General features: G+C 37.7%; 20 protein-coding genes. 12 read left to right on the top strand and 8 right to left on the bottom strand.

The features are described from left to right. Positions 1-108: 108 nt before the first annotated feature. The gene (locus AC07YC_RS03670; protein ID WP_494918369.1) at positions 109-876 is read right to left on the bottom strand and encodes a DeoR/GlpR family DNA-binding transcription regulator; all 768 of its coding nucleotides are present in this window, start codon (positions 874-876) and stop codon (positions 109-111) included. Between the two features lie 151 nt (positions 877-1,027). Here AC07YC_RS03670 and AC07YC_RS03665 point away from each other — a divergent pair, with 151 nt between their 5' ends. The 5 genes from AC07YC_RS03665 to phnX are packed head-to-tail and all read left to right on the top strand — an operon-like array spanning position 1,028 to position 6,294. Continuing rightward, a complete protein-coding gene (locus AC07YC_RS03665; RefSeq protein WP_402789339.1) occupies positions 1,028-1,780 on the top strand; it encodes an ABC transporter ATP-binding protein in 753 nt (250 codons plus the stop codon). Next, on the top strand, positions 1,773-3,404 hold the full coding sequence (locus tag AC07YC_RS03660; RefSeq protein ID WP_494918368.1) for an ABC transporter permease subunit: 1,632 nt from the start codon (positions 1,773-1,775) through the stop codon (positions 3,402-3,404). The genes AC07YC_RS03665 and AC07YC_RS03660 overlap by 8 nt, the downstream gene beginning before the upstream one ends. Further along, the gene (locus AC07YC_RS03655) at positions 3,401-4,387 is read left to right on the top strand and encodes an extracellular solute-binding protein (protein ID WP_494918367.1); all 987 of its coding nucleotides are present in this window, start codon (positions 3,401-3,403) and stop codon (positions 4,385-4,387) included. Before AC07YC_RS03660 ends, AC07YC_RS03655 begins: the two co-directional genes overlap by 4 nt. Positions 4,388-4,400: 13 nt before the next feature. After that, a complete protein-coding gene (locus tag AC07YC_RS03650; protein ID WP_494918366.1) occupies positions 4,401-5,501 on the top strand; it encodes a 2-aminoethylphosphonate--pyruvate transaminase in 1,101 nt (366 codons plus the stop codon). Continuing rightward, on the top strand, positions 5,491-6,294 hold the full coding sequence (gene phnX, locus AC07YC_RS03645) for a phosphonoacetaldehyde hydrolase (protein ID WP_494918365.1): 804 nt from the start codon (positions 5,491-5,493) through the stop codon (positions 6,292-6,294). The genes AC07YC_RS03650 and phnX overlap by 11 nt, the downstream gene beginning before the upstream one ends. A 65-nt stretch (positions 6,295-6,359) precedes the next feature. On the opposite strand, the gene def is transcribed toward phnX, so the two are convergent. Next, positions 6,360-6,917, bottom strand: coding sequence for a peptide deformylase (gene def, locus AC07YC_RS03640; RefSeq protein WP_036123661.1), 558 nt, complete (start codon positions 6,915-6,917; stop codon positions 6,360-6,362). A 394-nt stretch (positions 6,918-7,311) separates the two neighbouring features. Between def and pdhA the strand changes: the two genes are divergently transcribed. From pdhA to AC07YC_RS03615, 5 genes are all read left to right on the top strand, one after another. Continuing rightward, complete coding sequence (pdhA, locus tag AC07YC_RS03635; protein WP_008174019.1) at positions 7,312-8,427, top strand: pyruvate dehydrogenase (acetyl-transferring) E1 component subunit alpha; 1,116 nt, start codon at positions 7,312-7,314, stop codon at positions 8,425-8,427. A 3-nt stretch (positions 8,428-8,430) separates the two neighbouring features. Further along, positions 8,431-9,408, top strand: a complete 978-nt coding sequence (locus AC07YC_RS03630; RefSeq protein ID WP_008174017.1) for an alpha-ketoacid dehydrogenase subunit beta — start codon at positions 8,431-8,433, stop codon at positions 9,406-9,408. Between the two features lie 47 nt (positions 9,409-9,455). Beyond that, positions 9,456-10,793: a dihydrolipoamide acetyltransferase family protein gene (locus tag AC07YC_RS03625; protein ID WP_089985246.1), complete on the top strand. Its 1,338-nt coding sequence runs from the start codon at positions 9,456-9,458 to the stop codon at positions 10,791-10,793. A 4-nt stretch (positions 10,794-10,797) separates the two neighbouring features. Beyond that, complete coding sequence (lpdA, locus tag AC07YC_RS03620) at positions 10,798-12,213, top strand: dihydrolipoyl dehydrogenase (RefSeq protein ID WP_036123668.1); 1,416 nt, start codon at positions 10,798-10,800, stop codon at positions 12,211-12,213. Positions 12,214-12,335: 122 nt separating this feature from the next. Continuing rightward, the gene (locus AC07YC_RS03615) at positions 12,336-13,118 is read left to right on the top strand and encodes an SDR family NAD(P)-dependent oxidoreductase (protein ID WP_336636792.1); all 783 of its coding nucleotides are present in this window, start codon (positions 12,336-12,338) and stop codon (positions 13,116-13,118) included. A 50-nt stretch (positions 13,119-13,168) separates the two neighbouring features. Here the strand turns inward: AC07YC_RS03615 and AC07YC_RS03610 are convergent, their stop codons facing one another. From AC07YC_RS03610 to AC07YC_RS03590, 5 genes are all read right to left on the bottom strand, one after another. Beyond that, on the bottom strand, positions 13,169-14,695 hold the full coding sequence (locus AC07YC_RS03610; RefSeq protein WP_150908060.1) for a tripartite tricarboxylate transporter permease: 1,527 nt from the start codon (positions 14,693-14,695) through the stop codon (positions 13,169-13,171). A 17-nt stretch (positions 14,696-14,712) separates the two neighbouring features. Then, complete coding sequence (locus AC07YC_RS03605; protein ID WP_494918364.1) at positions 14,713-15,189, bottom strand: tripartite tricarboxylate transporter TctB family protein; 477 nt, start codon at positions 15,187-15,189, stop codon at positions 14,713-14,715. A gap of 93 nt (positions 15,190-15,282) precedes the next feature. Next, the gene (locus AC07YC_RS03600) at positions 15,283-16,302 is read right to left on the bottom strand and encodes a tripartite tricarboxylate transporter substrate binding protein (protein WP_494918363.1); all 1,020 of its coding nucleotides are present in this window, start codon (positions 16,300-16,302) and stop codon (positions 15,283-15,285) included. Between the two features lie 122 nt (positions 16,303-16,424). Continuing rightward, on the bottom strand, positions 16,425-17,114 hold the full coding sequence (locus AC07YC_RS03595) for a response regulator transcription factor (protein WP_336636795.1): 690 nt from the start codon (positions 17,112-17,114) through the stop codon (positions 16,425-16,427). Then, positions 17,107-18,729 (bottom strand): ATP-binding protein, encoded by a 1,623-nt coding sequence (locus AC07YC_RS03590; RefSeq protein WP_494918362.1) that lies wholly within the window; start codon positions 18,727-18,729, stop codon positions 17,107-17,109. Before AC07YC_RS03590 ends, AC07YC_RS03595 begins: the two co-directional genes overlap by 8 nt. Before the next feature lie 337 nt (positions 18,730-19,066). Here AC07YC_RS03590 and AC07YC_RS03585 point away from each other — a divergent pair, with 337 nt between their 5' ends. Both AC07YC_RS03585 and AC07YC_RS03580 read left to right on the top strand, forming a co-directional pair. Next, on the top strand, positions 19,067-19,513 hold the full coding sequence (locus tag AC07YC_RS03585) for a CidA/LrgA family protein (RefSeq protein WP_336636797.1): 447 nt from the start codon (positions 19,067-19,069) through the stop codon (positions 19,511-19,513). After that, the gene (locus tag AC07YC_RS03580; RefSeq protein ID WP_494918361.1) at positions 19,506-20,183 is read left to right on the top strand and encodes an LrgB family protein; all 678 of its coding nucleotides are present in this window, start codon (positions 19,506-19,508) and stop codon (positions 20,181-20,183) included. The genes AC07YC_RS03585 and AC07YC_RS03580 overlap by 8 nt, the downstream gene beginning before the upstream one ends. 46 nt (positions 20,184-20,229) lie before the next feature. On the opposite strand, the gene AC07YC_RS03575 is transcribed toward AC07YC_RS03580, so the two are convergent. Then, entirely contained in the window at positions 20,230-20,826 is a 597-nt protein-coding gene (locus AC07YC_RS03575) for a class I SAM-dependent methyltransferase (RefSeq protein ID WP_494918360.1), read from the bottom strand. Between the last annotated feature and the right edge of the window lie 81 nt (positions 20,827-20,907).

Here is a 20,907-nt window from a genome sequence, read left to right as displayed (position 1 = left end):
CTAGCGCCGATAGAATATCGACACCAGATGGCTGCGTAGTGTTTTTTAGTGCTGTCTACTTGACAGGGGTAAGTCCAATTATGGCAACTAGTTGTTTTTTTTGCTAAATTACTGGTGTTCTTCAGAAGGATTCACTCGTTTTATTTCAATCCCTTTATCTGAAAAATGTTGAATCGTTTTTTTAGGCAGTGCGTTGTCTGTAATAATGACATCTACTTCTTCAAGGGGGCATACTTGTATGGCTACATCCTTGTTAAATTTTGAGGAATCAGTCGCAACATAGACCGTTTGAGAGATGGATATAATTTTTTTTCTAGTAATAGCTTCTTCTAGATTAAAATCCGAAATACCCTTTTCAAGAGATACTCCACTAGCGCAAATAAAAGCCTTATTAATATTTAGGTGTTCGAAGTGGAAGAGAAATTCATTCGATGTCACCGATTTTTCAGAGTGACGCACTTTTCCACCGAGCAGGATAACTTCAATATTAGAGCCGATTAGATCAAAAGCTACCGGCAATGAGTTTGTCACGACTGTTAATTTTTCCTTGTCCAATAAAAATGGTGTCATTTGATATGTAGTTGTTCCACTATCGATAAAAATACATTCACCATCTTGAACAAAAGAAGCACTTGCTTTGGCGATGGCGATTTTTTCTGTTAGCTGTTCATGTAGTCGTTGATCAATTAGTCCCTCTACAGGTTCAATATATTTAACTCCCCCATAAAACTTCTCAATTTTCTTGTCTAGCATTAGCTGTTGAATATCGCGACGAATTGTTTCCATGGAGACATTAAATTCTTTTGTTAGTGTTACTAATTTTACAACCTTATGCTGTCTTACAAAATGCAATATTTGCTGTTGTCTTTCTATCATATACATTTCATCACCTCTATTAGATATTTACTCAAAGTATGCACGACTTTGTCAACAATTGGTCAGAATTTACTCAACATTTACACAAAAACGCATTTTCCTTTACAAATGGTCACTATACTAAAGCTAAGAACTGAGAGAGGTGACCAATTTGTTAGAACTAAAAAATATCTCAAAAAGCTATAAAAATAAGCAAGTTTTAGTAGATATCAATGTAACCATCGAATCAGGTGAAATTATATCTTTATTAGGGCCGAGTGGTTGCGGAAAAACTACTTTGCTTAATATCATCTTAGGGCTTGCAGAGCAAACGGGTGGTCAGCTGATCTACAATGGGCAAGATATATCGAAGCAATCCATGCAAGAAAGAGGATTCAATATTGTTTTTCAGGATTTTGCGTTATTCCCTCATTTAAATGCCTACGACAACATTGTATATGGATTGAAAAATAAAAATAGTCAAATGTCCAAAGAAGAGGTACAGGAATATATTGATTTTTTGGAACTGACGCCGCATCTGCATAAAAGGATTCACGAATTATCAGGCGGCCAAAAGCAACGTGTATCTATTGCTAGAACGCTTGTTATGCAGCCCAAAATACTTTTGCTAGATGAGCCGTTAAGTGCACTTGATGGAGTCATTAAGGAATCTATCAAGGAACGTATTAAATCAATTGCTCGTGAATTTAATTTGACGACGATTATTGTGACGCATGATCCAGAAGAAGCGCTAACTTTATCGGACAAAGTTTTAATCATAAATGAAGGAACGGTTGCTCAATTCGGTACACCACATGAAATCGTAGAGGCACCGAAAAATTCATTTATTGAGGACTTTATTTTAAGACAGCTTCATATTAAGCGCCACAACATCTATCAATTGTTTGGAGAAACATATGCTTAAAACGAATAAAATGATGAAATTAATCTTTCTACCAATTCTATTATTTCTCCTATTCTTTTTAGTTGTGCCATTGATTTATATGTTTTGGCAGTCTTTGAAAGTAGGAAATGAGATTTCTATTCAACATTATATAGATGCTTTAAAAAATATAGAAATTCGTGATGCTTTCTTCAATAGCTTTAAAGTTTCTTTTGTGGCATCGGTCATGACGACTATCTTAGCTTTTTTCTTGGCCTACGCTGTTCATTTTACAACGATGCATCGCCATACAAAAAAGCTAGTACAGATAGGTATTACGTTGCCTATGCTACTGCCAACTATCACCTATGGCTTCGTGTTGATTTATACATTTGGTAATCAAGGAATCCTAACAAGATTAGCAGGGCAACCACTTTTCACGATTTATGGATATAACGGACTGGTGATAGGCTACATCTTATACACATTGCCAGTCGCTTTTATTCTCATGCAAAACTCTATGCAATATATCGATAAACGATTTTTGCTAGTGTCTATGTTAATGCATGATCGTCCGCTCCGTCGTTTTTATCATACGGTATTCCGTCCGATGCTAGGGACAATTGGTGGTGCGTTTATTTTAACATTTATTTTAAGCTTTACAGATTTCGGAATTCCTGCATCGGTAGGCGGAAATTATAGGGTGATTGCCACTGAACTTTATCAAGCTATGCTAGGTTCTATTGTGCATTTTGAGCGTGGGGCAGTTATTTCAGTGTTAATGCTTGTCCCAGCTATACTGGGCGTCATCATGCTAACGATAGTAGAACGCTTTAATTTTCATTATAAACAGGCGGGGAGAAGTGAACTTGTTAAACATCGTCTTCGTGACACGCTGTTTACGCTCTATTCAATCGCCTCTGTTGCAGTCGTATTTATCATTTTTTCAACCATGTTTATCGTTCCATTTACGAAGGGTTATCCCTATGATTTCAGCTTTACATTTGAACATGTTCGAAATGTGTTAGCGGAGAAAGATTTAACAAAGGTTTATGTGAATTCACTTATCGTAGCGGTTTTAACAGCTGTTTTAGGTGTAAGCATCACATTTATGTCCGCCCTTCTTAATGCGAGGACGCCATTGAAGGGAAGAAAAAGCTTAGATCTTGCCTCAATGATCACTAACACAGTTCCGGGGATGGTGCTTGGTCTATCGTATTTGTTTTTCTTTAATGGAAGTTCATTAAAGGGTACATTTCTCATCATTATCGCTTGTAATATTGTGCATTTCTTTACAACTCCTTATTTAATGGCTAAAAATTCATTGCAAAAGATGGACCCAACCTGGGAAGTGACGGCGGAGCTATTAAAGGATTCTTGGTTAAAAACAGTCATACGTATCATTTTGCCGAATATTAGACCGACCATTTATCAAATGTTTAGCTACTATTTTTTAAATGCAATGGTCACGGTCAGTGGCGTTATTTTCCTTGTTAGCACAAAAACTATGCTTGTATCGACACGGATAAAAGAGCTTCAGCATTTCGCAAAATATACCGATATTTTCGTACTATCGATATTCATTTTATGTACAAACCTTATTGTGAAATTAGGTTGTGATTATATAACAGCACATAAAGAAAAAGTGGAGGAGATTTCAAAATGAAAAAATCAACGGTGATGATGTTAGGGACAGTTAGTGCGGCAGCAATAGTTTTAACAGCGTGTGGAGGGGTAGAAGCAGGTTCGAAGGATGAAGTGATTATTTATTCTAATGCAGATGATGAGGCAATTGAAGTAATGGAATCGACATTAGATGAAAAAGGCTATAAAGGAAAGTATTTAATTCAATCGTTCGGTACTTCGGAATTGGGTGGAAAAATGATGGCTGAAGGTACAGATATTGAAGCGGATATCGTAACGATGGCTTCTTATTTTATAGAAAGCGCACAAACTTCGAAATCCATGTTTGCGGATATTTCTTCAGATTTAAAACCTCTTGATGGCGGTGTTACATATGCATTGCCGATTTTAGGAAACGTAGGATCCATTTTTATAAATACGGATGTTTTGCAACAAAAGGGCTTGCCTGTCCCGAAAACGATAAAAGATTTGACAGACCCTGCCTTTAAAGATTTAGTCTCATTCCCAAATATAATGGACTCCTCAACCGGTTGGCTATTAGTCCAAGCCATTATTAAAGAATATGGTGAGCAAGAGGGGCAAAGGGTTTTGGCAGATTTAATTAACAATGCTGGACCTCATATGGAAAGCTCTGGGTCAGGACCAATAAAAAAAGTGAAGACAGGTGAAGTAGCAGCTGGATTTGGTTTACGTATTCAAGCTATTGATGCCAAGGAAGAAGGATTACCAATAGAATATATTGACCCAACAGAGGGGAACTTTACGCTAACGGAATCTGTAGCTGTTGTAGATAAAGAGGGAGATGAAACATTAGCCAAAGAAATGGCAAAGGTAATTGCAACAGAGGCTCGAAATGGATTTTTAGAGCAATATCCAGTAGCACTTTATGAAGGAGAGCAGGTACAGGCTGAGCATGTGCCAGCGCACCTTAAAAAGTGGGATACAACATTGACAGTAGATTTATTAGAAAAACACCAAGCTTTCTTTAAAGAAGCGCAAAAATAAGGAGCTATAGAAAATGAGCAACTATAAATTATTAACACCAGGACCATTAACAACAACAAAGACAGTCAAACAGGAAATGTTAAAAGATCGCTGTACATGGGATGATGACTATAAAAATGTGACACAAGTGATTCGGAAGCAACTCCTAAATTTAGCGCAAGTCGATGAGTCTGATTATACAGCTGTACTAATGCAAGGTAGTGGGAGTTTTGTTGTAGAGTCGGTGCTGACAACAGCTGTTGGTGAAGATGATAAATTGCTAATTATAACGAATGGCGCTTATGGTGAAAGAATTGTAGAAATGGCTCAAGTGTTGAGGTTAGCGCATGTCGTTTATAGTATCCCTTATGATGAACAGCCATCATCCTTAGAAGTTCAAGCTTTCCTTGAAAAAGATGCAAGTATTACACATGTGGCGGTTGTACATTGTGAAACGACTACTGGTATTTTAAATCCAATTAAAGAAATTGGAGAAGTTGTCTACTCTTTCAACAAAACATTTATCGTAGATGCTATGAGTAGCTTTGGTGGGGTACCAATGGATTTAGCCGACTCGCATATTGATTTTTGTATTAGTAGTGCGAATAAATGCATTCAAGGTGTTCCTGGCTTTGGGTTCATCATTGCTAAAACAAGAGTGTTAGAAACATGTAAAGGACAAGCACGCAGTGTAGCATTAGATTTATATAGTCAGTGGGAAGTAATGAAAAAGGATGGGAAGTGGCGCTTTACTTCGCCGACACATGTAGTAGCGGCCTTTGCTAAGGCGTTAGAAGAGTTAGTGGAAGAAGGCGGAGTTAACGCACGGTACAAACGTTATGCAAATAATAATCAATTACTGCGTTCTCGTTTATCAGAACTAGGGTTCGATGCCTATATTTCTGAAGAGCTACAATCACCAATTATTACAACCTATTTGTTCCCACATAAAGAGTTTTCGTTTGAACATTTTTATCAGAAGATGAAAGTGGCAGGATTTGTCATATATCCTGGTAAGCTGACAGATGTAGATACATTCCGTATTGGTAATATTGGTGATATATATGAAGAAGATATGCAGGCCTTATGTGAAGTCATTGAAAATTATATGGTGGTGAAAAATAATGAAAATTGAAACAGTAATTTTGGATTGGGCAGGTACAGCAGTTGATTTTGGTTGCTTTGCCCCTGTAAATGTTTTTTTAACGATTTTTGAAGATGCTGGTGTAACAGTAACCCTTGAAGAAGCTCGTAAACCTATGGGCATGCTGAAAATTGATCATATTCGTACGATGCTTGAAATGCCAAGGATTAAAGAAGAATGGAAACGAGTTCATCATCAGCATTTTTCAGAGGAAGATGTACATGTTCTATACAATCAATTTGAATCGAAGTTAATGGAGTCTTTGGCGACCTACACAGATCCTATTCAGCATGTGACAGCGACCGTACAGCAATTAAGAGAAGTTGGTATTCGATTTGGTTCTACTACAGGCTACACAGATTCTATGATGGAAGTCGTAACAAAACATGCTGCTATGAAGGGCTATCAACCAGATTATTTAGTGACTCCGACACAGGTGAGTGATAAGGGGCGGCCATATCCGTATATGATTTTCAGAAATATGGAGGCATTAGGATCGAAATCAACCAAGCAAGTTGTAAAGGTAGGCGATACAACCTCAGATATCAAGGAAGCCTTAAATGCGGGTGTATGGGCTGTTGGCGTTATTATTGGAAGTTCAGAAATGGGACTGGCTGAAGAAGAGTTCTTAGCTTTAACGGCTGAAGAACAACAACAAGCCATTGAAAAAACAAAACGTATTTTTGAGAAGACTGGTGCACACTATACCATTGAAACGATGAAAGACCTACCTATATTAATTAATAAGATAAATGAAGAGCTTGCAAATGAAATGAACGAATAAAAATTGAGAACATAGAAAAAACAAACCTCTGCGTAAATGCTGAGGTTTGTTTTGTTGATTCGCTTTTAGTCACGCTCATATGGGATGGACTCCGGGATATCAGCAAATGGATTTTTTTCATTAATACGGTCATAAAACATGACACCGTTCAAATGATCTAATTCATGCTGAAAGGCGATGGCAGACAAGCCTTTCAGGCGCATTTTCTTTTCTTCCCCATCTATAGTTTTAAATTTTACTGTAATGCGTGCATGACGTGGGACGTATCCAGGAACATTACGATCAACGGAAAGACAACCTTCTCCAGCAGAGAGGTATGTATTTTCAACTGAATGGCTGACAATTTTGGGGTTTATGGCTACGAAGCTTAATTGTTCACCAGCATCATCTTGCAAATGAAGTGCAAACATACGCTGTAGACTATTTACTTGATTGGCAGCTAAGCCGATGCCGCTGCGTAAATTATATTTTTCCGCCATTTCAGGATCTTGGCTGTTAATTAAGTACTGAAGCATATCTTCAGCAAGCTGTCTTGTTTCATCAGATAAAGGGAATTTAACTTCCTCTGCTTTCGTGCGTAAAGTCGGATGACCTTCGCGGATAATATCATCCATTAAAATCATATAGTAATCTTCCTTTCATCTTTGTAGTGCTCTATTTATAAGTATACATCACGTCTAAAAACAATCACATGAAAAAAGACCTTATTTGAATATACTCAAAAAATTTTTCGAATGCTATTAGATTTTCTAGAATGGGGTATTCTACTAGTGGAAAACCTGTTGGAAAACTTAAGAATTACAAGGCGTAAATATGGTGTTCTAATACAGATTTTTGATATTGGTAATACAGTATAGGACAGAGATAATTAATTGTTATTTTAGAAAAAATCTTTGTTTATAGCCGTAATATATGATTGACCGACAGTATTTTATTCAGTATACTGAGTGTCAAGAATAAGTTGTACTAGTCAAAAAGGTGATTTATTTTAATACAGCTGAAAGGGAGATGTGACAAATGAGCAAGAAAAACAATAATATTTTTGATGCTAAACAAACGCTAACTGAAATCGAAGATAAGTTTGAAATGTTTCAAATTTTGAATGAAGAAGGCGAAATTATAAATAATGAGGCAGATCCTAAATTATCGGATGAAGAATTAGTTGAACTAATGACACGTATGGTTTATACACGTATTTTAGACCAACGTTCAATCTCACTGAACCGTCAAGGCCGTTTAGGTTTCTATGCACCAACGGCAGGTCAGGAAGCTTCTCAGCTTGCTTCACACTTTGCATTAGAACAAGAGGATTGGATTTTACCGGGGTATCGTGATGTTCCACAAATCGTGTGGCATGGCCTACCTTTAGATAAAGCGTTTTTATTCTCTCGTGGACATTTTATGGGGAACCAAGTACCTGAGGGTGTAAATGTTCTAGCACCACAAATTATTATCGGTGCTCAATTTATCCAAGCAGCAGGTGTTGCACTAGGTATTCAAAAGCGTGGGAAAAAAGCTGTTGCAGTAACATATACAGGTGATGGTGGTTCATCACAAGGGGACTTCTATGAAGGTATTAACTTTGCTGGTGCATTTAAATCTCCAGCGATCTTCATTGTACAAAATAACCAATATGCAATTTCTACACCACGTGAACTACAAACTGCTGCAAAAACAATCGCTCAAAAAGGTGTGGCAGCAGGTTTACCAAGTATTTTAGTAGATGGAATGGATGCGCTTGCAGTTTACGTAGCAACGCGTGATGCACGTGAGCGAGCTGTTAATGGTGAAGGTCCAACGTTAATTGAAACAATGTGTTACCGTTATGGCCCACATACAATGGCTGGGGATGACCCAACGCGTTACCGTACTTCTGATACAGATACTGAATGGGCTCAAAAAGACCCACTTGTTCGCTTCCGTAAATACCTAGAAGCAAAAGGCTTATGGGATGAGAAGAAAGAAGAAGCAGTCATTGAGCGTGCTAAAGAAGAAATTAAAGAAGCCATCAAAAAAGCTGATGCTGCTCCAAAACAAAAAGTAACAGAGCTGATGGAAAACATGTATAAAGGCGAAATGCCATCTAATTTAAAAGAACAGTATGAAATCTATAAAGAGAAGGAGTCGAAATAACCTATGGCACAAATGACGATGATTCAAGCAATTACAGATGCACTTCGCACAGAATTAAAGAATGATGAAAACGTTCTTGTATTCGGGGAAGATGTAGGTGTCAACGGTGGGGTATTCCGTGCTACAGAAGGCCTACAAAAAGAATTCGGAGTTGATCGCGTTTTTGATACGCCATTAGCAGAATCAGGTATTGGTGGCTTAGCAATCGGTCTTTCTCTACAAGGATTCCGTCCAGTTCCTGAAATTCAATTCTTCGGCTTCGTTTATGAAGTAATGGATTCAATCAGTGGTCAATTAGCACGTATGAGCTACCGTAGTGGCGGCGTATACAACGCACCAGTAACAATTCGTTCACCATTCGGTGGTGGTGTGCATACTCCTGAGATGCACTCAGATAGCTTAGAAAGCCTAATGACTGCACAACCAGGTTTAACGGTTGTTGTACCATCAACACCTTACGATGCAAAAGGTTTACTAATTTCATCTATTCGCAACGACAACCCAGTTATTTTCTTAGAACATTTAAAACTTTACCGTTCGTTCCGTGAAGAAGTACCGGAAGAAGCATACGAAATTCCACTAGGAAAAGCGGATGTAAAACGTGAAGGTAAAGATTTAACAATTGTTGCTTACGGTTTAATGGTTCATGAAAGCTTAAAGGCTGCAGAAGAACTTGAAAAAGAAGGCCACTCTGTTGAAGTAATTGATTTACGTACAATTCAACCAATTGATATCGAAACAATTATTGCGTCTGTAGAAAAAACAGGTCGTGCAATCGTTGTACAAGAAGCACAAAAACAAGCGGGTATCGCGGCAAATGTAGTAGCAGAAATTACTGAGCGCGCAATTTTAAGCTTAGAAGCACCTGTACTTCGTGTGGCTGCACCAGATACTGTGTACCCATTCCCACAAGCTGAAGGTGTTTGGTTACCAAACTACAAAGATGTAATGGAAACAGCGAAAAAAGTTTTAACATTCTAATGAAGCTTCTAAACTTGAACATCAGTAAATAGAAAGGATGGGTACACATGGCATTTGAATTCAGATTACCGGATATTGGCGAGGGAATTCACGAAGGCGAAATCGTGAAATGGTTCGTCAAGGCTGGAGATACAGTAAAAGAAGACGATATTCTTTGTGAAGTACAAAATGATAAAGCAGTAGTAGAAATTCCTTCACCAGTTGAAGGAACAGTAGAGGAAGTTTTAGTAGGAGAAGGAACAGTTGCCGTTGTAGGCGATGTTCTAATCAGATTGGATGCACCTGGCTATGAAGACTTAAAGCTAAAAGGTGATAGTCACGCTGAAGAGAAAACTGAAGCACAAGTTCAAGCAACTGCTGAATCTGGTCAGAACGTAGAAAAAGCTCCTGCAAAAGAGGAGAAAGCGCCAGAGCAAGCACCTGAAAAAGCTGAAACAGTTGTTGATGAAACAAAACGTGTCATTGCGATGCCGTCTGTCCGCAAATTTGCACGCGATAATGACGTAAACATCCGTGAAGTAAAAGGTTCAGGCAAAAATGGTCGTATTTTGAAAGAAGATATTACAAACTTCTTAAATGGTGGAGGAACTGTTGACACTGAATCAGCAACTGGAGTGACAGTTGAAGAAGCGGTTCAACAAGAAACTACTACATCAGCAGCACCAGTTGTTCTTGAAGGGGAATTCCCAGAAACTCGTGAGAAAATGTCTGGTATTCGAAAAGCTATTGCCAAAGCAATGGTACACTCGAAACAAACGGCTCCACATGTTACACTAATGGATGAAGTCGATGTAACAGCTCTTGTAGCGCATCGTAAAAAATTCAAAGATATCGCAGCTGAAAAAGGTGTTAAATTAACATACTTACCTTATGTAGTGAAAGCACTTATCTCAACATTACGCGAATTCCCAGAATTTAATCGCTCATTAGATGATGCAACACAAGAAATTATCCAAAAGCATTACTACAATATTGGTATTGCAGCGGATACTGAAAAAGGTTTACTTGTCCCAGTTATCAAGCATGCAGATCGCAAGTCTGTATTTGCAGTGTCAAATGAAATCAATGAGTTAGCGACTAAAGCCCGTGAAAGTAAACTTGCGCCACATGAAATGAAAGGTGCATCTATGTCTATTACGAATATTGGCTCTGCAGGAGGTCAATGGTTTACGCCAGTAATTAACCATCCTGAAGTAGCAATTCTAGGTATTGGTCGAATTTCAGAAAAACCTGTAATAAAAAATGGTGAAATTGTAGCCGCACCTGTGTTAGCATTATCATTGAGCTTTGATCATCGTATGATCGATGGAGCCACTGCGCAAAATGCTTTAAATCACTTGAAGCGTTTGTTAAGTGAGCCAGAATTATTATTAATGGAGGCGTAACAAAATGGTAGTAGGAGATTTCCCAATCGAAACAGATACTCTTGTCATTGGTTCAGGTCCTGGAGGATATGTAGCAGCAATTCGTGCAGCTCAAACTGGCCAAAAAGTAACAATCGTTGAAAAAAATGTACTTGGTGGTGTGTGCTTAAACGTAGGTTGTATTCCATCAAAAGCATTAATTTCAGTAGGTCACCGTTTTGAGCAAGCTAAACATTCAGATGACATGGGAATCATCGCTTCTGATGTGAAATTAGACTTCTCAAAAGCACAAGCATTTAAAGACAGCGTTGTTAAAAAATTAACTGGCGGTGTTGAAGGCTTACTTAAAGGGAACAAAGTTGAAATTGTACAAGGTGAAGCTTATTTCGTTGACGCTCATTCAGTGCGTATCATCAATGGTGAATCTGCTCAAACTTACACATTTAACAATGTCATTATTGCAACAGGTTCTCGTCCAGTTGAAATTCCTACATTCAAATTCACTGAGCGCGTACTAAATTCTACTGGTGCACTTTCTTTACAAGAAGTACCTGGTAAATTAGTAGTAATTGGTGGAGGTTACATCGGTACAGAGTTAGGATCTGCTTATGCAAACCTTGGCTCACAAGTAACAATTATTGAAGGCGGAAAAGATATTTTAGCTGGCTTCGAAAAACAAATGACTCAAATCGTGAAAAAAGGCCTTAAAAAGAAAGGCGTTGAAATCGAAGTAAACGCATCTGCAAAAGGCGTTGAAGAAACAGAAAACGGCGTAGTTGTAACTTATGAAGTTGGCGGAGAAGAGAAAAAAGTTGAAGCTGATTATGTATTAGTTACTGTAGGTCGTCGTCCAAATACTGATGAAATGGGCCTTGCTGAAATCGGTGTTGAATTCGGTGAACGCGGTCTTATCAATGTTGATAAACAATGTCGTACAAATATTTCAAATATCTATGCAATCGGAGATATCGTAGCTGGTCCTCAGCTTGCACATAAAGCTTCTTACGAGGGTAAAGTTGCTGCTGAAGCAATTGCTGGTGAAAAATCAGTTGTTGATTATCTTGCTGTACCTGCTGTATGTTTCACAGATCCAGAAATGGCGACAGTTGGTTACAACGAAGAACAAGCAAAAGCAGAAGGTATCGAGTACACTGCAGCGAAATTCCCATTCGCAGCAAATGGTCGTGCTCTTGCATTAAACCAATCAGAAGGCTTCGTGAAGCTTGTTGCTCGTAAAGAAGATGGCTTATTAATCGGTGCTCAAATTGTAGGTGCTGGTGCATCTGATATGATCGCTGAAATGGGCTTAGCAATTGAAGGCGGAATGACAGCTGAAGACATCGCATTAACAATTCATGCTCACCCAACATTAGGGGAAATTACAATGGAAGCTGCTGAAGTATTACTTGGCAACCCAATTCACATTGTAGCAAAAAAATAATGTAAAACCGTTTAAACGGCTATAAAGCGAAATGCTTTGTAGCCGTTTTTTGTATATTATCTATAATTTTGTTAAAGTAAATATATTGTTACGAATATTCGAAAATATTTGGGGTGATCATAATGGAACTAGGCTTAAAGGGGAAAGTAGCAATTATAACAGGCTCGAGTAAAGGTATTGGCTATTATACGGCCATGCAACTTGTTAAAGAGGGTGCACAGGTTGTACTTTGTGCACGTGGAGAAAAACAGCTACAGGTGGCCGCTGGGTGTATTAAAAATGAAACAGGTGTAGATGTTTTAATTGTTCCAACAGATATTACTAAGGAAAAAGATTGTAAGAATCTAATTGAGCGTACGGTCGAACATTTTGGACACATTGATATTCTCATTAATAATGCTGGGACAGCATCAGCAAATCCTTTTGAATCGGTGAGTAGTGAGCTGTGGCAAGCAGATTTAGATTTAAAGGTATTTGGGGCTATACATTGCTCAAAATATGCAGCACCATATATGCGTAAGGCAGGTGGGGGTGCAATCGTGAATGTGACTGCGGTGATGGCTAAGACGCCTCCTGCTAGCTCGCTTCCTACGACTGTCAGCCGTGCTGCGGGACTTGCTTTGACTAAAGCGATGAGCAAGGATTTAGGAAAGGATAATATCCGCGTCAATTCCGTATGTATTGGGCTTATTCGAAGTGATCAAATTGAAAAGAAATGGAAAAAAGAAGATCCAAGTTTATCGTGGGAAGACTATTCTCGTAAAGTAGGGCAAGCTATTCCACTTGGTCGTGTAGGTGATACGCAAGAAGCGGCCAACGTTATTACATTTTTAGTATCTGATGCAGCAAGTTATGTTACGGGGACTTCATTGAATATTGATGGTGGCTCTGGTCACGCATTATAGAGAAAAATCCACTATACTTCCATTGATAGAATGTGTAGTGGATTTTATAATTATCCTTCTTCATTAATCAGAACATTTTTACCACGCATTTTCATGAGCAGCGGTATAAGTAACCACGAAATAGCAGCTACTAAAAATAGTAATGATAATGGCTTTGCTACAAAAATAGAAAAGTCACCATTAGATATAGTTAATGCACGGCGCATATTATTTTCAATCATTGGCCCTAGTACAAGTGCAAGTACTAAAGGTGCCACTGGATAGTCATTTTTGGCAAATAGATAGCCGAGCACACCACAAGCTAATAATAAAAATAAATCAAAAGTGGCGAATTGTACGGCATACACACCAAAAATTGAAATTGCTACAATAATGGGTAATAAATATTTTTTCGGTGTTTCTATGATTTTTGCAAAAATACGAACGAGAGGCATGTTTAATGCTAATAACATTAAATTTCCTATAAACATACTGGCAATTAATCCCCAAGCGACTTGAGGATGCTCATCAAATAATAATGGACCTGGCTGAATATTATACATAATAAGTGCACCCATTAAAATAGCCGTTGTACCTGAACCGGGAATGCCTAATGTTAGCAAGGGAATCATTGCACCACCTGATGCAGCATTGTTCGCTGATTCAGGTCCTGCAACACCTGCAATATGACCTTTTCCAAATTTCTCAGGTGTTTTACTGAATTTCTTTTCGGTAATATAAGAAAAGAATGAGGCAAGTGTTGCGCCTGCACCAGGTAATACGCCAATGAAAAATCCTAGTAGTGAACCGCGAGCAATAGGAATAGCGCTTTCCTTTAAATCCTGCTTTGTTGGTAATACACGATTAATCTTTGCTAATTGACCATCTTCTTCATCTCTTTCAAGTATCGTTTTAAATACTTCCCCTAACGCGAATAAACCAACAGCAATTGTTAAAAATTCAATACCCGAGAATAGCATAGGCTGACCAAATGTAAAGCGTTCGATACCAGATACGGCATCGATACCAACTGTCCCGAGCATCAGCCCTAAGGCTGTCATAATTAAAGCTTTTGTAATAGAGCGGCCTGCAAGTCCACTTACTGCAGCAAGCCCTAGTAGCATTAATGAAAAGTATTCTGCTGGTCCAAATTTAAGTGCTAATTTTGATAATGGATTCGCTAATAGTATTAGGCCAAGTAATGCTATAACACCAGCACAAAATGAACCAATAGCTGCAATGGAAAGAGCGCTTCCAGCACGGCCTTGCTTAGCCATTTGGTAGCCATCCAAAGTTGTAACAACTGATGAGGATTCACCAGGTGTATTTAATAGAATCGAAGTTGTTGAACCGCCATACATGGCTCCGTAATAAACGCCTGCAAGTAAGATAATAGAGCTCGTAGCGGCGGCCTCCGTAGGTAATCCCGCTGTAATGGTTGCTGTTACTGGGATTAATAAAGCAACGCCACTCATTGGACCTATGCCAGGAAGGACACCAACCGCTGTTCCAATTATGACACCGACAAGAGCGAATAAAAGATTTTGCCATTGAAAAGCAATAGCAAATCCATCAGCTAAAAATTGCAATGTCGACATATGTTCACTCCTTTACATTAAAAAGTTGGGAAGCTAGGCAATGAACCGCCTAGTAAACTTGTAAATAAATAATAGACACCAAGTGAAAATCCAGCTGCAATAATAATTGAATAAATAAGCTTTGCTCGTTCCATCGTTTGGAAACTAATACATAAAAATAAAAACGTTGTGATCACATAGCCTATTTTTTCTAAGAAGAATACATAGGCAATCGCACTACCAAAAATAATAAAAAATTTCTTGAGGTCAGTAGAGGAGGTTTTAGATGGTGCAGTGGGTCCTCCTGTGATTCGCTCCCTTACAGCATTTTTCCATGATTCATAAAATAGTTGAAGACTTAATAAACCTAAAATAATACCTAAACCTAGTGGAAATATTTTAGGACCGACTGTAGATCCATAAGCACTATCAGAAATTTGCGTTGCTTGAAAGATAAATAAAATGCTAACAGCTAATAGGATAATGCTAAATGTTTTATCAAATGTGTAATTCAATCGTTTACACCTCCGTTGATAATAAATGTAGGTTGCACAAGTAGATCTTATTGGATGGAAATACTTGTGCTCTTTTTCAACACAGTCTATTCTTTACTTTTGCATACCAAGAGCTGTCAGTAGCTCTACGATGATTTTATTTTGATTGTCTAGATATGTTGTAAATTCCTCTGCATTGCGGTATTCAGCTTGCCAGCCATTACGTGTCACCTCAGCTTGCCATTCTTCTGATTCAGACATTGCTTGTAATTTTTCGGACCAGTAGGTAACCGCATCTTCACTCATATTTTTCGGACCAAAAATACCACGCCAAATAGTAAACTCTTCATCAATACCAGCCTCTTTAAATGTAGGAACTTCTGCTAGCTCACCTTCTAATCGCTCAGAGGAACTTACGGCTAATACGCGTACATCTCCTGATTTAACATAAGTAGCGATTGTGGAAGCATCTGTTGCTATGACATCAGCATTGCCGCCTAGTAATGCGGTTACAGCTTCACCACCACCATCGTAAGAAACGTATTTAATTGTTTTTAAGTCTATACCGGCTTTATAGGCGGGAATAATCCCTACTAGATGATCCATAGAGCCCGGTGCAGAGCCACCTGCTAACGTAACATCTTTTGGCGAATCTTTTAGGGCATTTAATACATCTTCAAGCGTTTGGAATGGTGAATCCTTTTTAACAACGATTGCCCCATAGTCACGCGTTAATTGTGCTAAAGGCGTAGTGTCCTTGTAGCCAAATTTACTATTTCCTTCAGCTTTTTCATGATTAATAAGAATGGGCGGTGATTTAACCATTAACATATAATCATTGCTTGCTTCCTTTGTAGAAAATGTTGCCATAAAGGCAGCACCGCCACCACCAGGCTTGTTTTCGACTTGAATCGATTTATTAATTAAGCCTGTATCATTCATTGTTTTTGCTACCGCACGAGCTGTTAAATCCCAACCACCGCCCGCGCCTGATGGAGCAACAATGGTAATATTACTTTTCGGATAATTACTTGCTTGCTTTCCATCAGCTGTTCCTCCATTTGATGAAGAACAACCAACTAAACTAGTAAATAGTAAGCCAGCTATCATAACTTTTGAAATCTTTCTCCACATAAAAATCCCCCTTAAAAAAATGATAGCGCTATCAATCGAGCGCTATCATAACTATAACTGATATCAGAATTGTTAAAATATTGTGGTGATATTGTGGATTAACGTCATTTTGTTCATAAAGTTTATGAGAAAATAAAGTATCGTCGTTCAGGACGACCAACTGTGCCATAAGTTAGCTCAATATAGGCCTGCTTTTGTGTGACTAAAAATTCTAAATAACGGCGAGCAGTGGAACGACTTATACCAATATTTTTTCCTAACAGTTCAGCTGTACTACCACCTTTTATTGTACTTAAATAGTTGATAACATGATTCATCGTTGTTAAATCAATGCCTTTTGGTAATAGTAGCTGTGTATCTTCAGAGATGGATGAAGTCGCTTTTGGCCATAGGTATTGAAGCTTTTCTTGTGTAAATCTCTCATTGTTTTGGAGTAGTAGGTGTTTGTAACGGAATTTTTCTATACTTTCTTTTAATTGATCAAATGTAAATGGCTTTAAAATATAGTCTGTAACATTTTTCCGATACGCTTTTTGTACAATGTGAGCCTCTGTGGCAGCGGTAATCAAAATAATGTTACTGGCTGGGCTAATAGTATTGATTTTATCAATTAAATCCACGCCTAATATATCTGGTAAAAATACATCGAGTAATATTAGCTGTGGTGAAAATGATTGTAGCCAATCTAAAGCTTCTTCCCCAGTGTTTGCACACGCAATTACTGTAAATCCTTCAATTTTATCTAAAAAACGACGATGTACGTCTGCTACACGTACATCGTCTTCAATTACTAGTACTTCAATATTAGTCATTGTTAATAATCCCCCTTTTACTAATAGATACGATAAATAGGGCACCTCCTAAATCGCCTTCCCCAAGAGCGAGTGTGCCATTTAAATCTTGAATGCTGGAAATTACTTTCCTTAACCCAAAGCCTCGATGCTTCCTATCTTTTGTTGAAATATTTTCTGAAAACAAGACATCTAGTTTTTCTTGTGCTATGCCATTGCCTGAATCCTCGACCTCAAAAATTATTTCTTCTCCATTATCAAATATAAAAAGCCTTACTATAGGCCGTTGTTCTTTATTTCTTTCGACCTCCTCAAAAGCATTGGTTAGTAAATTACCCATAATCGAAATAATAAGGCCTTTTTCTATATTTTCAGGAAAGATATCTAAATAACTATCCTCATCAAATACGAGCTGAATCTTTAATTCACGCGCACGATTAAAAAATCCAATAATTAAACCATTTAAGAATGGATCTTTAACACGATTGGTAATAAATTGCGTTAAGGAGGAATGTCCTTGTACCTCTTTATGAATAATGGTTAAAGCCTCATCGGATGCATTTAGTTGAATAAGGCCAGAAACGGTATAAAGGATATTATTAAACTCATGTGTTTGTGCACGTAAAGCTTCTGTATATTGTTTTACTTGAGATAATTCAATCGCCATTTGCTCAATTTCTGATTGTAGCCGGAAACTTGCTACAGCACCGACAATTTTACCTTTCACTTTCATAGGAACGCGGTTGACAATAATTTCATCACCGTTGACAATCATCAATTTATCAAGCTGTTTTTCACCATTCATCAATACATTCAGTAGATGTGTATTTGGAATATGTTGTTTAATATTATCGCCAATAATAGAAGTAGCATCGGGTAAATTTAAGATATTGGCGGCGGCGTTGTTTAGCGTTGTAATTTCACCTTTATCATTGACTGTAATAATAGCTTCCCGCACGGATTCTATTAAAGTATTTTTTTCTGTTAATAGATTGGCAATTTCATTTGGCTCCAAATTAAAAATTTGCTTTTTAATATTTCGGGATAAAATAATGGAGCCGATAATACCGATGGTGAGTGCAATAATGATCGTATAAAAAATATTATCCAAGTATAAAAAATATAAGTTATCTAATTCACTCGTTAAATAGCCAATGGACACAACGCCTAAAATGGCTCCATTCGTATCAACGATAGGCGCTTTCCCACGAATAGATTGTCCCATTGAACCATCGGCAATTGAAATATAAGATTCACCGTTGATCAATGCTTTGTCGTTATCATCACCAACCATCGATTTGCCAATACGATCGGCGAGAGGGTGGGTGTAGCGAATGCCATTTTTATCACCGATTACAACATACGTGGCTTTTGCAGCGTCCATAATATCATCGCTTATTGTTTGCAGACTTTTTGATGGGTTGTCGGTGTGAAAGGCTTCTATAACGTCGCCCCTACTAGCAGTTGTTTCCGCCAAGTATAGTGCTCGGTTACCAATTTGTGTTTGCAGTGCATCAGAAATCGTTACGTAAAAGAGGAAGCCAGTTAAAGTGACGATAAGAAAAATTAAAAAGCTACTGTAATAAGCAAAGCGAGTTTGAAGTTTTAATGTTTTAAGGATAATAGAAGATCCCACCTTATTATGTATTATGGAAATTATAGTATTATTTGAAAAATGAGTATCTTTTGTAATTTCCGATTATATATAAAATTTCTGAAATTTGCTAGCTAGTGATGAAAATTTAAAGGCGATAGGTAGTGGATATTCATCATAAGGAAAGAACGTTATTTGAATAGTCCGAGTGACAAATTACCCTAAATATCGATGAAAACACTATATATGTATACATGTGATTTTTAGGAAAATGGAACTTAGCTTATTCTGATGCTAATTGTTATTTTTCTAAAATTACAATAGACAGAAAATTCCTACAGATGTAGAATGAACGATATAGGGGGTGAAAAGTAGCGAAATGTTGAACGAAAATTTTGCTGCGCTGTTGTTGCGAGTTGTTCGTATCATTGTTCAAATTGGCATACTGACCATTTTTTATTATATGGGAGTAGGAATTGTGACTTATTTACACATACCGCTTCCAGGAAGTGTCATTGGATTACTGTTATTAGTACTTTCACTCATTTTTAAAATCATTAAGGTTGAATATATTCAAGATGGTGCAAGTTTTTTAATTGGCGTTTTAACGCTGTTTTTCATACCAGCAACAGTGGGCGTTATTGATTACCCAGAGCTCATGTCAATCACTGGCTTGCTTATCATTCTAGCCGTTATTGCTAGTACATTAATCTCTATTTATGTCACAGGTTTACTGACGCAACTAATTGAGAAGAAAGAATTAAAGAAAAAGGAAGAAACGGAGTCTATTGTTGAAGAGGGAAAGGGTGAGTTAACGGTTGATTGAAGCAATTGTTGTTCTGAGCACCATCATTATGTTCATATTATTTACGAAGCTTTATCAGCGATTTCCGCATCCTATTATGATTCCTTTAGTCACGACTACTGTTGTTAGTGCATTGATTTTACTACTATTTAATATTCCATATTCTACATATATGGTGGGTGGAGAATGGCTTCAGAAAATGCTTGGGCCCGCTGTAGTTGCACTTGCCTATCCTCTTTATAATCAACGAGCTATTATTATCAAATATAAATATTCTATTTTATCAGGACTGTTCATCGGCATGGTGACAGGATTAGTGACCATTTTCGTGCTGTTAAAATGGATTGGTGTAAAATCTAGTTGGATGCTGACAGCCTTGCCTAAATCTTTAACGACGCCTGTTGGAATGCAGGTCAGCGAAACAATAGGAGGTATTCCGCCACTAACAGCTGTTTTTGTCATGATAGCAGGATTTGTAGGAGCTATTATTGGTCCTTTAGTTATTAAGTATGGCAAAATCGACTCGGCCGTTAGTAGAGGGGTGGCAGTGGGCAGTGCCTCGCATGGTGTAGGACTTGTGAAATTAAGGGAATATGGAGAACAGGAATTATCAGTTGGTTCATTATCAATGGGCTTAACGGCTATTATTGGGGCATTTTTCTGTCCATTATTTGTGTATTTATTTTTATAAAAATTTTCACTTTAGGAGTTGTCTCAACTGTTTAGAGACAACTCATTTATTTTTTCTCAATAATGAATTGAATGGTATGAGCTAGTCCAGTGTGTAACGCTCCTTCATGGCGTATTTGCTCACCTGTAAAGAAATGGATAATTTTATGTGGCTCACACCATTGCAGGACATCTTTTGGGTCATATAAAAAATCAAGCTGCTGTGGACCACCAGACGCATAGGGGAGCTGATAAATAGAATATAATTCCATCATAATCCGTCCGCCTTGCTTCACTGAATCGATAATCTTTTGGATGACTACCTGCTGTTGTTGCAATGGAAAATGACCAAAAATCATAATAGCCGCATCATATTTCTCCACAGGAAGCTCATCCAGTAGTAAATCGGTTAGCCTAGTTTGAACTGTTACATGCTGTTTCTGGGCTAATTGTTCTGTTTTCGCAAGACCACTTTGTGCATAGTCATAGGCAGTGACAGTATGGCCCCTAGAGGCTAAAAAAACAGCATTGCGCCCTTCACCTTCAGCATACGCTGCGACATTAGGACAGTCTTGCAAAAAAGTCACATAATCTTTAATAAAGGCATTTGGTTGTTCACCATAAACGTATTCAGATTCTAGAAAACGTTGATTCCATGAATTCATGAATCATTCCTCCTTTTCTCTATTGTAGATAATGTGCATTTGTTATTCTAACTTTTAGCTTATAAAATCAACTAATAAATG

The organism is Lysinibacillus sp. GW247-5R2A, assembly GCF_059424475.1.
The sequence above is the reverse complement of the archived record's forward strand: the minus strand, read 5'-3'. Positions and strand labels throughout refer to the sequence as shown.